The organism is Sphingorhabdus sp., assembly GCF_046596595.1.
Taxonomy (GTDB): Bacteria; Pseudomonadota; Alphaproteobacteria; order Sphingomonadales; family Sphingomonadaceae; genus Sphingorhabdus_B.
In genome coordinates this window covers 1-13,320 of record NZ_JBKJMB010000103.1, presented here as the reverse complement: position 1 = coordinate 13,320, position 13,320 = coordinate 1, and the positions used below count along the sequence as shown (strand labels likewise).

General features: G+C 53.7%; 11 protein-coding genes. 8 read left to right on the top strand and 3 right to left on the bottom strand.

Features of this window, described 5'->3' with window-relative positions; all coding sequences use genetic code 11:
- From ACLL9E_RS10450 to ACLL9E_RS10425, 6 genes are all read left to right on the top strand, one after another.
- Nucleotides 1-1,224: sulfotransferase (locus ACLL9E_RS10450; protein WP_411291679.1), on the top strand; the 1,224-nt coding region annotated here is incomplete at its 5' end.
- Between the two features lie 11 nt (nt 1,225-1,235).
- Nucleotides 1,236-2,543, top strand: coding sequence for a spinster family MFS transporter (locus ACLL9E_RS10445; RefSeq protein WP_411291678.1), 1,308 nt, complete (start codon nt 1,236-1,238; stop codon nt 2,541-2,543).
- Nucleotides 2,536-3,972 carry an aldehyde dehydrogenase family protein gene (locus ACLL9E_RS10440; protein WP_411291677.1) on the top strand — a complete coding sequence of 479 codons (1,437 nt, stop codon included), beginning with the start codon at nt 2,536-2,538 and terminating at the stop codon, nt 3,970-3,972. Before ACLL9E_RS10445 ends, ACLL9E_RS10440 begins: the two co-directional genes overlap by 8 nt.
- Nucleotides 3,969-5,156, top strand: a complete 1,188-nt coding sequence (locus tag ACLL9E_RS10435) for a mandelate racemase/muconate lactonizing enzyme family protein (protein ID WP_411291676.1) — start codon at nt 3,969-3,971, stop codon at nt 5,154-5,156. The genes ACLL9E_RS10440 and ACLL9E_RS10435 overlap by 4 nt, the downstream gene beginning before the upstream one ends.
- Nucleotides 5,153-6,778 carry a GMC family oxidoreductase gene (locus tag ACLL9E_RS10430; RefSeq protein WP_411291675.1) on the top strand — a complete coding sequence of 542 codons (1,626 nt, stop codon included), beginning with the start codon at nt 5,153-5,155 and terminating at the stop codon, nt 6,776-6,778. Before ACLL9E_RS10435 ends, ACLL9E_RS10430 begins: the two co-directional genes overlap by 4 nt.
- 69 nt (nt 6,779-6,847) lie before the next feature.
- Nucleotides 6,848-7,780 (top strand): LysR substrate-binding domain-containing protein, encoded by a 933-nt coding sequence (locus ACLL9E_RS10425; RefSeq protein WP_411291674.1) that lies wholly within the window; start codon nt 6,848-6,850, stop codon nt 7,778-7,780.
- Here the strand turns inward: ACLL9E_RS10425 and ACLL9E_RS10420 are convergent.
- The 3 genes from ACLL9E_RS10420 to ACLL9E_RS10410 all read right to left on the bottom strand — a co-directional run bounded on the left by ACLL9E_RS10420 (nt 7,777) and on the right by ACLL9E_RS10410 (nt 10,553).
- Entirely contained in the window at nt 7,777-8,730 is a 954-nt protein-coding gene (locus tag ACLL9E_RS10420) for an NAD(P)-dependent oxidoreductase (RefSeq protein WP_411291673.1), read from the bottom strand. The genes ACLL9E_RS10425 and ACLL9E_RS10420 overlap by 4 nt on opposite strands.
- Before the next feature lie 146 nt (nt 8,731-8,876).
- Nucleotides 8,877-9,659, bottom strand: coding sequence for a lysophospholipid acyltransferase family protein (locus ACLL9E_RS10415; RefSeq protein WP_411291672.1), 783 nt, complete (start codon nt 9,657-9,659; stop codon nt 8,877-8,879).
- A gap of 129 nt (nt 9,660-9,788) precedes the next feature.
- Nucleotides 9,789-10,553 carry an SDR family NAD(P)-dependent oxidoreductase gene (locus ACLL9E_RS10410; protein WP_411291671.1) on the bottom strand — a complete coding sequence of 255 codons (765 nt, stop codon included), beginning with the start codon at nt 10,551-10,553 and terminating at the stop codon, nt 9,789-9,791.
- Nucleotides 10,554-10,716: 163 nt separating this feature from the next.
- Between ACLL9E_RS10410 and ACLL9E_RS10405 the strand changes: the two genes are divergently transcribed.
- Together ACLL9E_RS10405 and ACLL9E_RS10400 are read left to right on the top strand one after the other, a co-directional pair.
- Nucleotides 10,717-13,134, top strand: coding sequence for an FAD-dependent oxidoreductase (locus ACLL9E_RS10405; RefSeq protein WP_411291670.1), 2,418 nt, complete (start codon nt 10,717-10,719; stop codon nt 13,132-13,134).
- A gap of 4 nt (nt 13,135-13,138) precedes the next feature.
- The coding region (locus ACLL9E_RS10400) for an FAD-dependent oxidoreductase (protein ID WP_411291669.1) at nt 13,139-13,320 on the top strand (182 nt) is incomplete at its 3' end.

Here is a 13,320-nt window from a genome sequence, read left to right as displayed (position 1 = left end):
GGCAACTTCGATGAGGCGATGCTGATATATGAGGCTCTGCTTGGATCGATGCCCAATAATCCGGGCATAAACCTGACTTATGGCCATGCGCTGAAAACCGTTGGCCGGCAAAATGACGCAATAGCGGCATATCGCCGTGCTTATCAGGTGCGGCCGGACTGCGGCGACGCTTATTGGAGCTTGGCCAATCTCAAAACGTACCGCTTCGACGATGCGGAAATCGCGCAGATGCGGGAGCGGCAGGCATCGCCGATGACGGCACTTGATGACCGGTATCACCTCTGCTTTGCGCTGGGCAAGGCGCTCGAAGACCGCGGTGAATATAGCGCTTCGTTCGAATATTATGAGTTGGGCAATCGCTTGAAGCGTGAGGAGCTGAAATATGATCCAAGCAGGCTTTCGAACGAAATGCGGCTTCAACGCGAACTGGTGACTGCTGACTTATTAGGGAAATTTCCAGGAGCAGGCTGTCCGGCTCGTGACCCGATTTTCATCGTTGGTCTGCCACGTGCGGGGTCTACACTGCTTGAACAAATTCTTGCCTCGCACAGTCAGGTTGAGGGGACGATGGAGCTCCCAAATATCTTTGCATTGGCCTTCCGGCTTGACCGGCAGAGAGTCGTTGGCGAGGAACCAGAATACCCCGCCAATTTGGCCGATTTGACACACGAAGATGTTGCCCGCTTTGGGGAAGAGTTCATTCGTGACACGCGCGTGTACCGAAAGCACAATAAGGCATATTTTATCGATAAAATGCCGAATAATTTCCGTCACATTGGCCTTATTCACATGATTTTGCCGAACGCCAAGATTATTGATGCGCGCCGTGGAGCCATGGGCTGCTGTTTCAGCGGATTTAAGCAGCTTTTCGCGGAAGGTCAGGAATTTACCTATGGGCTTGAGGAAGTCGGTCAATATTATACCGATTATGTGTCGCTCATGGACCATTGGGACAAGGTGTTGCCCGGCAAGATACTGCGTGTCCGCTATGAGGATGTCGTGGCTGATCTTGAAAATCAGGTCCGGCGCTTGCTCGAATATTGCGAACTTCCTTTTGAAGAGGCTTGCCTCAATTTCCACCAGACCGAGCGTGCGGTTCGAACCGCGAGCTCCGAACAGGTGCGACAACCCATTTTCAAAAGCGGCGTCGATCAGTGGGAGCATTTTAGCGATTTTCTCGGTCCGCTGCGTAATAAATTAGGGCCGGAGCTGGCCGCAACCTGAGGGGTAATTTTATGGCGAGCCAATCACCGACCGCGCCGGTCAATGCCGATGAAGCCTCAACATTGGGGCAGCGTTGGTATGTCCTCATTATCATGATGTTGGTGTACACGATCAGCATCGCTGACCGTTATGTTCTGTCCACATTGCTTGGGCCGATTAGCGAAGAGCTAAAATTGAGCGATACGGAGACCGCATGGCTTGGCCTGCCGCTGGCGCTTTTTTATGTGACGATGGGTATCCCTTTGTCATGGCTGTGTGACCGGACGAACCGCCGTAACCTTTTGGCGGCTTCGGTTGCCGTCTGGTCGCTGATGACCGCGGTTACCGGATACACCCGCGGCTATATCGATTTGCTTTTCGCCCGTGTGGGCGTGGGTATCGGTGAGGCTGGCGGCACCCCAGCGTGCAATTCCATAATCGCTGACTATTTTCCCGCCGACCGGCGCTCCATGGCCATGACCGTGTTCGCGCTTGGTGCGCCGATCGGGGCGTGGCTTGGTTCGGACATCGCGGGTTTTGTCTCTACATTACACGGCTGGCGCGCCGCTTTCTTTGTGCTGGGCGTGCCTGGCATCATTTTGGCGCTGATCATCATGGTAACGATTAAGGAACCAAAGCGCGGGCGCCTTGACGTCGTCACGGAAGATAAAGCGCCGACAATCATGGAAACGATGAAATTTCTATGGTCACAAAAATCGGCTGTGCATGCGATGACCGGCAGCGGCCTGTCTGCCTTTTGGGGATGGGGATTGATGTGGTTCACGCCATTGTTCCTGCAGCGCACATATGGCATGGATGAAGGCGAAGCTGGCGGTATGCTGGGCTGGATTTACCTTATTGGCGGGATTGGTGCGTCTTTGTTGACGGCATGGGTAGTGGCGCGCCCTGCTTATACCGATCCACGTAAAATCGCCCGGCTTTTGGCCGTGGTAACGGCATTGGCAACTGTCCCTTCGTTTCTTGCATATTATACACGGGATCTGGACTTGGCGCAGTTTATGTGGTGGTTGTTTATTCCGGCAATCTATTTCTACATTGGCCCGGCATTTGCGCTGTGCCAAAACTTGGCTCCACCGAAAATGCGGGCAATGGCCGTCGCTATATCCTTGGTTGTTGCCAATGTGCTTAACCTGATCATCGCACCGGCAATTGTTGGCGGTCTAAGCGACTTTTTTGACGCCGCGGGTGGTGGCAATGCAGATTCTTTGCGTCTTGCGCAGCTCATTCTAGCACCAACGGGTTTGTGGGCGGCCTGGCACTATTGGCGTGCCGAAAAATACATTATTGAAGATCAAAAGAGAGCCATCGGATATGTCTAACTTGCCATTGAAATCCTATATCAACGGGGCGTGGGTTCTGCCCGCGACCTCGACTGCCACCGTTGAAGCAGTGAATCCGGCAACAGAGGAAGTCTGCGCTATTGTTGCCGTTTGTGGGCATGACGATGTGGACGTGGCGGTAAATGCAGCGCGGGCAGCGTTTGATGGCTATGCAGCAACCACGCTCGACCATCGGGTTGCGTTGGTTGAAAAACTGATCGCTATTTTTGAACGACGCTACGACGAAATGGTCACCGCTATTTCGACCGAAATGGGCGCGCCTTATGATTTGTCCTACAATGCGCAGGCGGAATGTGGCCCAGGCCATTTGAAGGCAACGATTGTCGCGGCCCGCGAAATGGAATGGGAACGTCCAATTGGAAGCAACGCCCGGTTGGTTCGCGAACCCATTGGTGTTTGTGTTCTTATTACCCCGTGGAATTGGCCAATTAACCAATTGGCCGCTAAAATTGGTCCTGCGCTCATTGCGGGCTGCACAATGGTGCTAAAGCCTAGCGAAATCGCACCATTATCGGCGCAATTGTTCGCCGAATTTATTGATGAGGCAGGCTTCCCCAAGGGTGTGTTCAACATGGTGCATGGCACTGGACTTGCCATCGGCGACGCGTTGACGAGCCATCCCGAGGTCGACATGATCTCTTTCACTGGATCAACGCGGGCGGGTATTCAGGTTGCGAAATCTGCTGCCGACACCGTTAAGCGCGTATCGCAGGAACTGGGCGGCAAATCTGCCAATGTCGTGTTTGCCGATTCCGATCTGGAGGCGTCGGTGAAGCGCGGCGTCCTGCACTGCTTTGAAAATGCCGGCCAATCTTGCAACGCACCGACGCGGATGCTGGTCGAGGCACCTGCCTATGACGCCGCAGTGGAAATCGCTGCGCGCACTGCACAAAATGCGAAGCTCGGCGATCCCATGGAAAAGGGACCACATTTCGGGCCAGTCGTCAGCAAATTGCAGTTCGACAAAATACAGCGCCTCATTCAGGTCGGGATTGACGAAGGTGCGCAAGTTGTCGCTGGAGGCACCGGGCGGGCAGATGGTTTCAATCGCGGTTATTATGTGAAGCCCACCATCTTTGCTGGCGTACATAATAAAATGGAAATTGCGCAGGAGGAAGTATTCGGACCTGTTCTGGTCATGATCCCGTTCAAGGACGAAGCCGAAGCTATCGAGATTGCCAACGATACGCCTTATGGCCTGGCGGCTTATGTGCAAAGCGGCGATCTGGAATGCGCCCGCCGAGTATCGCGCCGGATGCGTGCAGGCGGTGTCAGCATTAACGGTTCGGGCCAGGATTATGCGTCCCCCTTTGGCGGTTACAAACAGTCCGGTAACGGACGTGAATGGGGTGAATGGGGTTTGCATGATTTCCTTGAAATAAAAGTCATCAACGGCTTTGACGGATGAAGTTAACCGACATTGAAACCTTCGTCGTCGGCAACCCGCCGCCGCATTTTGGTGGGCGCTATTTTGTCTTCGTCAAACTGACAACCAACAGTGGCGTGTCGGGAATCGGTGAGGCGTATTGCGTCCCGTTTGAACCGCATTTGGTGTCCAAGATGATCGAGGATGTGTTTGCGCGGTACGTCGCAGGCAATGACCCCCACGATATCGAAACAATGTGGCGCAGGGTATATTCCAGCGGTTTTACGCAGCATCCCGATCTGACGCTGATGGGGGTTTTGTCAGCGCTTGAAATGGCATGTTGGGACATCATCGGTAAGGAGGCGAATAAGCCGGTTTATAAATTGCTTGGCGGGCAGGTGCATGAACGACTACGTGCCTACACCTATATCTATCCGCGACCCGGCGACAAAAAAGACGTATATCACGACCCCGATCTGGCGGCAGAGCGATCAGCGGAATATTTGGCCCATGGCTTTACCGCGTTGAAATTTGATCCTGCAGGGCCTTATTCGGCATTTGATGGACGACAATTGTCGTTGGAGGCGCTTGATCTATCCGAACGGTTTGCAAAGTCGTTGCGCGAAGCGGTTGGTATGAAAGCTGACCTGTTGTTTGGTACACATGGTCAAATGACGGCATCAGGCGCAATTCGGCTGGCTAAACGCCTTGAGCCTTATGACCCATTATGGTTGGAAGAACCGGTGCCGCCCGATGCGCCTGATGAAATGGCCAAGGTCGCAAGGGCAACGTCTATTCCAATTGCCACAGGTGAACGGCTGACAACGAAATATGATTTCGCGCGTCTGCTGCGTGCGGGTGCGGCGGCAATTTTGCAAATGAACCTTGGCCGGGTCGGGGGCATTTTGGAGGCAAAGAAGATTGCCGCAATGGCGGAGGTTGATCATGTGCAGATTGCGCCGCATTTATATTGTGGACCAATTGTCGGTGCGGCAAACATTCAGATTGCGACCTGTTCACCAAACTTCCTCATTCTTGAGAGCATTGAGACGTGGGGCGGGTTCCATACTGAAATTTTGAAATCGCCCATCCGTTTCGAGGAGGGGCATGTTATCCCGTCGACTGCGCCGGGCTTAGGGGTCGAATTGAACGAAGACGTTGCGCGCGCCAATCCCTACACAGGCAATATGCTTCACCTCGAAATGACGCAGCACCCGGTTCAGTGACTGAGGAATTCGACTATATCATCGTCGGCGCAGGCACGGCGGGTTGTGTGCTTGCCAATCGTTTGACCGAAGACGGAAAATACAGCGTCTTGTTGCTTGAGGCAGGCGGCAGCGATCGGTCCATCTGGATTCAAATGCCCATTGGCTACGGCCGCACCTTTTTCGACAAGCGGATCAACTGGATGTACGATACCGAGCCAGTTGAGGCGCTGGGCGGCCGGCGAAGCTATTGGCCACGCGGAAAGGTGATAGGCGGGTCGGGTTCCATTAATGCCATGGTCTATGTGCGCGGGCAGCCGCATGATTTCGATGACTGGGAAGCATTGGGCAACAAAGGCTGGGGCTGGGACGATGTGTTGCCCTTTTTCAAAAAGTCAGAGGACTTCGACTGGCACAGTGCGTATCACGGCCAAGGTGGGCCGCAGCATGTTACCGATATCTCGCCATTTGCGCATCCCATCTGCAGCAGCTTTATCGAGACTGCGCAGACATTAGGCTTTCCGGCGAGCAATGATTTCAACGGCTGTCAGCCAGAGGGTGTGGGATATTATCAAATCAACACACGTGGCGGATGGCGCGCATCCACAGCGAATGCGTTTTTGCATCCGGCGCGAAAGCGCAAGACGCTTAAGCTTCAGACACTGGCGCATGTTTCGCGAATATTGTTCGAGGAACGCCGCGCGGTAGGCGTTGCTTACACATGCAAGGGCATGAGCGTAGAGGCCAGGGCGCGGCGCGAAGTCATTCTCTCGGGCGGCGCGATTAACTCGCCTCAATTGTTAATGCTGTCGGGTATCGGGGAAGCAAACCATCTGAAAAATGTCGGCATTGAGCCATTAATTGATGCAGCAGCAGTGGGCCGTAATTTGCAGGACCATATTGCCGTCTCCTATTTTTACAAAGTCCGCACCGCAACGTTGAACGATATGCTCCATCCATTGCTGGGAAAAATAAGGGCCGGGTTACGTTATATGGCTGACCGCGCAGGGCCGCTGTCGTTGAGCGTAAACCAAAGCGGCGGATTTGTGCGGAGTGATTCGACCAAAAAGCACCCCAATCTGCAACTGTACTTCAGTCCGGTCAGTTACACCAAGACCCCCTTGTCAGAACGCAAACTGCTGAACCCTGATCCGTTTTCGGCATTTTTGCTTTCGCATAACCCCTGCCGTCCGACCAGCCGAGGGCACATTGAACTTACGTGTTCGGATTCTTCCAAATACCCGGCCATCCATCCGAATTATCTGGCAACGCAAGCAGACATTGACGACGTGTTGGCTGGCAACCGGATTCTCCGCCAACTCGCGACGACTAGGCCGCTCGCTGATATAATTACCGAGGAGCTCATCCCCGGCGCCAATGTCGATAGTGATGAAGGATTGTTGGCCGATTTTCGTGCCCGGGCCGACACGGTATATCACCCCACGAGTACGTGTATGATGGGGACGGATCCTAACACTTCAGTGGTTGATGTCCGCTTACGCGTACACGGTGTTGAGGGCCTGCGGGTTATCGATGCTTCGGTGTTTCCGACTATTACATCAGGAAATACTAACGCACCAACCGTCATGGTAGCTGAGAAAGGGGCTGCGATGGTTTTGGAAGATGCAAAACTGATGCGTTAATTTAATTTACCAGTCCTTTTGTGCTGTGCTATCCCCATTGGACAGCGCGAATCCGGGGAGGGAGTGGCGATGCATCCGAAGATCGACCTCAAGCAATTGCCGCCTTTAAAGGCACTCAAAGGCTTTGAAGCCGCTACCCGCCACCAAAGTATTCGCGACGCTGCCGATGAGCTTTGCCTCACGCACCCTGCGGTCAGTCATCAAGTTCAACTTATCGAAGACGCTCTTGGCGTAACATTGTTCGTTCAAGAAGGACGCCACATTGTTTCTACCGAAGAGGGCAAGGTGCTTTACCCTTATGTGCGGGCGGCGTTTGAATCGCTGCTTGAGGGCGTCGAAGAGGTTCACCGTAATGCTCTCAACAAGCCGCTTCGCGTACAAACCTATGTAACGGCGTCCATCCGCTGGCTTGCCAAGCGGGTACCGCAGTTTTTAGCCGATCATCCCGAAATTCAACTGACGCTTAATACGTGTGCGGTTGAATGGGATTTCGACGATGTGCATGCAGATGTTGGGCTGGTCTATTGCGCAACTGAGCCTGACCCGGCCAAGTTTCATTGGGTACCCCTCTATGAATATGCGCTGTTCCCAGTATGTAGTCCTGAGGTGGCCGAGGCCATGGGTCGGGATCTTGGTCCACAAAAATTGATGACCAAGCCTCTCGTTGCCATTTACACGGAGGTGCAAAATTGGGAAACATGGTTTGCTTCAGCCGGAGCTGAGTTCAAGCCATCTGTGCCCTACCTGATGGTTGATACCTTGGCTGTTGCGTTGGAAATGGCGCTCAACGGCGAAGGGATCGCGTTGGTCAATGGCCCTTTCGTTGATCAGGACTTAGCGGCTGGGCGTCTGGTGCGGCCTATCGCCCATAAGGCTGTCTGTCCTGGCGCATGGGGGCTCATTTGCCGCAAGGACATGAGAGAAAATCCGCGGATCCGCACTTTCATGGATTGGATGTTCAAAAACGTTGCTGATAGCCGGTCGCAGGTCACGGCCATTTAACGTCTGGGAACCACCTCGTAACCCGGCTCTTCGGGTTCATCATCGACCATATCGGCAGGGAAGCCAGTACCCAGAACCTTTATACCCAGCGGCTCTTCGTAGCGTCGGATGATATTCGGTGAAAATTCGCGAGGACCATAAGCTTCCTCACCTTCTTTGAATATTTTGACGATGAGCGGCGATAATTCGACTGGTACATGAGCAGCATGAGCAATCTTGTTAAACAGGCCGACGTCCTTGCTGACAAGGTCCATCGTAAAATTGATGTCGCGGCTTCCGTTTAAAATCACCTGACTTTCGGTTTCGTGGACGAAGCTATTGCCCGATGAAATTCGGATAGCTTCATATGTTGTGTTCATATCGAGGCCGATGGCCTTGCACGTGGTCAGTGCCTCAGCCAGCGCAACAAGATGCACTGTGCAGAGATAATTGGTCATGACCTTCAGTTGCGATGCGGTCCCCAAATCGCCTGTGTGCAATATGCGGCGTCCCATTGTTGTCAAAACGGGCAGAACAAATTCAAACGCGGCACGCGGTCCGCCAGCAAAAATTGCGATATTGCCCGTATCGGCACGGTGACAGCCGCCGGAAACCGGACATTCTATAAACATCGCACCATGCGCTTCGACGAGCGCGCCCAATCGGATGACTTCGCTATAATCGGTGGTGCTCATTTCAAGCCACACTTGCCCGGGACGCATCACTTGTAAAAAGCCATCTTCGCCCTCGGCCACGGCTGCACTGGCGGCGGGAGATGGCAGGCAGGTGACAATCAAATCGACAGCTTCGCCCAATGCTTTGGGTGATGCAGCCGAAGACGCGCCGCGCGCGACATATTCGGCAACAAGCATTTCATCAAGATCGCGGACAGTCACGTCATGTCCGTTCCGGATCAGGCTACCCGCCAATTTCCCGCCGACATTGCCAAGGCCGATAAATCCGATTTTCATGATTACACCCAGTTGATTTCCAAGAAGCGTTACACGCCAGTTGAAAAAGTTAGAGCGCCGTCGATGCAAGGCCACAATTGAAAAATTTGGCCGGTTGGGTGAATTATTTTGCTGTTCGCAAGGGTAACGACGCGCGATTGGTTACTCTAGTGCACTTCGTACCCAAGCTGAGCAGATAACGCGTCTGCAAGCCGGGATCGGGCAAGGGCGCACACAAGTTTACGGTCAGCCAGCGCGCCGGGGTCGAACGGCTCCAGGAAATGCACCCCAACATCGTAACTGCCGGGTCTTGTAAAAGCGCGCCATGCACTCTCCCAACCCGTTTCTTCGCCCAACCACGCTATTTCTGGCCCGTGATAACCGAAATCGAACAACACAGGTTGAATCATCATTGGTTTGGGTGGCGGCGCAAGCGTTGCAAACAGCGATTGTTTGAACGGTAATAACCCACGGCCATCGGATGTTGTCCCTTCCGGAAACAGCGTTACTGACCAATTCTCTGCAATCGCTTCGCGTAGTTCTGCCACTTGCTGCGCGACGTTTTGTTTTTCCGTACGGCTGATAAAAATCGTGCGGTTCAGCTTGGCGAGCCAACCAATCACTGGCCAGTTGCGAACACCATCCTGCGCCACAAAAGCAGAACCGGTAATCCCGGCCAGGATCGGAATATCGTGCCACGATAAATGGTTGGCGACAAAGAAAACATCTCTTCGCAGCGGATTTCCATAAACAGTCACACGTGCGCCCAGTGCACGCGCGCAAATGCGCATGAACAACATCGCCCAAGGCGAAGGCAGTTTCAGCAGATGCCACACGAGGTGAAGAGGCAACAATATCAAAAGCGGCAGTGCAATCCACAATAGCCGGAAGGCGCAGAGCGTATAGGCCTGCAAATCTAATTTTGGGATCGAAATGGAAATGGCCGTCATCGGGCTTCGCTTTGCTATTAAGACAACATCTCAGATGTCTAGCGCCTAGATGAAAACTGTGACTATGCCGTGACGGTCCAAGGGTGCATTATTCGGCGATAAAGTTTCTGCCCGGCCATGCAAAATCTTTCAACGCTTTTTCAAACGAAGATCATCCCAACTGGCATCGGCGACCCACCCCCCGTCCACGGGCAGGCTAACGCCGTTTATGAAGCTATCGTCATGCGCAAGAAAGGCGATGGCGCGTGCAACATCCTCTGGTTTTGCAAAACGGCCCATGGGAACGCGGTTGATGATATCTGTGTCGGAATAGGCGCCTGAACCTTGGTCCGCCTCGTCCATTTCAGTCTTGATCCAGCCGGGACATACTGCATTTACGCGCACGCCGCGACTGCCCCATTCGGCTGCAAGCGTCCGTGTTAACCCGATCAGCCCGTGTTTTGAGGCGTTATAAGCGGACCGGTCAATAACACCGTGTAGGCCAGCAATCGAGGCGACGTTGACAATATTGCCTCGCTGACGTGCAAGCATTTGCTTACCAATTTCCCGGCACAATAAAAACGGTCCGGTCAGATTGATGTTCATGACCTTTTGCCATTGGTCGAAGCTAGTGTCTTCGGCGCGGCATATCAGGCTGATACCAGCATTATTGACAAGGACGTCGACCGCTGTGTGCTCGCGCGCAACTTTTTCGGCCAGTCCGGTAACGAAAGCTTCTGACGAAATATCACCGGATAATCCGGACACGCTTCCACCAAGTGCCGAAAGTGTCTCGATTTGCGCATCAAGCGGCTGCAAATCGGTCATGACGACATGATGCCCCGTTTCGGCAAACAACCTGGCAGTCGCATAGCCGACCCCTTGTGCAGCACCCGTAATCAATACAACCCGCATAATTTAGCCTTCCCGTTATGATTTTACGCCGAGTTCCTTACAGCCACTAGCCATTGTCATCCAAAAATTTTTTTAACCGGTCCCGTCATATTCCCCATTTGTGCCTGACCGCAAACCCGCCCTAAGGTTCAGACGGTAAAACGCTTCAAGGAGCAAAGATCTCATGCAAACATCGGCGCGGGTTGTCATCATTGGTGGCGGCATAATGGGGGCTTCGTTGCTTTACCATCTCGCTGAGCTTGGCTGGACAGATTGCTTGCTGATTGAAAAGGACGAGCTGACTTCCGGCTCCACTTGGCACGCCGCTGGGCAATGCCCAAACATCACTGGAAGCTATAATCTCGCCAAAATACATGCCTATAGCAACGAACTTTATCCAAAGCTCGAAGGGCTGACTGGGCAATATGTAAGCTGGCACAAATCCGGTGGAATTCGTCTGGCAACGAACGAGCGTGAATTGGCTTGGATGCGCTACATTGAGGGGTTTTCCAAGATCATCGGTTTTGAAATGGAGATTATCCCGCCGGAGGAAATTCTGCGCCACAACCCGTTCATGACACTTGACGGTGTTATCGCAGGCGCGCGCACAACTGAAGACGGGCACGCTGATCCGTCAGGCATCTGCAATGCGCTTGCCATCGGTGCAAAAAATATGGGCGCTAAGATTGTGCGCAAAAACCGTGTGACTGGGCTGACCCAATTGCCAACTGGCGAGTGGGATGTTGAGACCGAAAAAGGCAAGATACGCGCCGAAATCGTAGTCAATGCGGCCGGCTGCTACGCGCGGCAAATCGCGCAAATGGCGGGTATCGATATTCCGGTGACCAATATGGAGCATCATTATGTCGTCACGGATCCCATTCCTGCGTTCAAGGACCGCGAAGAAGAAATCCCCGTCATGCGCTGCCCACATGTTTCGGGCTATTTCCGTCAGGAACAAAAGAGCGGACTGATTGGCGTGTATGAAAACACCGGTTTGGCTGAGGCATGGGCACCGCGCGGCGGACACCCTGAATGGGATTCGACCAGCGAGCTGTTTCCCGAAGATTTGGAGCGGATTGCTCCATGGCTTGAGCGCGCGATTGAACGGATGCCTATATTTGGCGAGGTCGGCCTGAGGCGCTTTGTCAACGGCGCGATCCCGCATACGCCCGATGGCGGCCCATTGTTGGGACCGGCTGTGGGACTAAAGAACTTCTGGCATTGTTGCGGCACTAGCTTTGGCATTGCGCAAGGCGGCGGTGCTGGCAAATATATGGCGCAATGGATGGTCTTCGGAGACGCCGATATCAACATGACCGAGTTCGACCCGCGCCGTTATGGTCCCTATGCCGACGAAAATTACAGCCGCGATAAGGTTTTTCTGGATTACCGGATGACGTTTACAACCCGGCTTCCGGGCGAAGAGGAACCAGACGGTCGCCCACAAAAGACAAGTCCGCTATACGGCAAATTACTGTCGGCCGGAGCCATTTATGGCGAAACCTATGGATGGGAGCGGCCGAAGTATTTCGCGCTTGACGGAGCCGAGGAACAAGGCGGCTACCAACGCACCAATAGCTTCGACGCTGTTGCCGCCGAGGTGAAAGCCGTTGCCGAACGCGTCGGCGTGCTCGATCTGTCTGGCTTTGCCAAATATGACGTATGCGGCCCCGATGCGGAGACCTTCCTCAATCGTATTTGCGCCAACCGGATGCCAAAGAAATTGGGCGGTGTAGGATTGGTGCACCCCTTGTCGGTGCAGGGCCGTATCTTCGGCGAAATGACGGTGACACGTTTTGCCGATGATCATTTTTATTGCCTGTCGGCGGCCGCAGCTGAGCAACGCGATTGGGATTTGCTGATCCAGAGCAAATTGCCGCATGAGGATGTAACTATCCGCAATTTGACGATGGACCTAGGCGTTCTGGTGATGAATGGCCCTCGTTCGCGCGATGTGTTGGCAAAGCTGACCAATGCTGACCTGAATAATGAAAGTTTCCGCTGGTTAAGCGGTCAGGAAATCACAATCGCAGGCATAAAAATGCGGGCGCTTCGCGTTTCGTATGCAGGTGAGCTTGGGTGGGAATTGCATCCGGCAATGGAAAATCTAGCCGCGCTGTATGATGCCGTTTGGGACGCGGGGCAGGAATATGGCATCGTCAATTACGGCCTGTACGCCGCAAACACGATGCGGGTCGAAAAGGGCTATAAGGCTTGGGGTTCCGAACTCACCAACGAATTGACAATGATTGAGGCGGACATGCCGCGCTTTATCAATTTCAACAAGGATGACTTCGTCGGCAAGCAAGCGACGCTGGAGGCGCCTGACCGCTTTCGCATTGTTTATGGTCAGGTGGACACCGCTGATGTCGACGTGCGCGGTGCAGAGCCATGTTTGATAGGCGACCATTGCATTGGCCTGACCACGTCAGGGGGTTATGGCCACCGCGTTGGCAAAAGTCTTTTCTTTGCTTGTGTTCCGCTTGAAAATGCAGCGCCAGGGTCGCGTTTTGACATCATGCTGCAGGGTGAACGACGCGTTGGGACGGTGCTTGAGCATCCCGCCTACGATGCTGATAACGCCAAGATGAAGGTGTAAGTCAGTGGCTGAACTCCCCAAAAAGGCGAAGGTCGTCATCATCGGTGGCGGCGTTATCGGTTGCTCTATTGCCTATCATCTGACCAAGATTGGTTGGGACGATGTGGTGTTGCTTGAACGCAAGCAGTTGACCAGCGGAACGACGTGGCATGCGGCTGGGCTGGTGGGGCAATTGCGCCCTTCGAT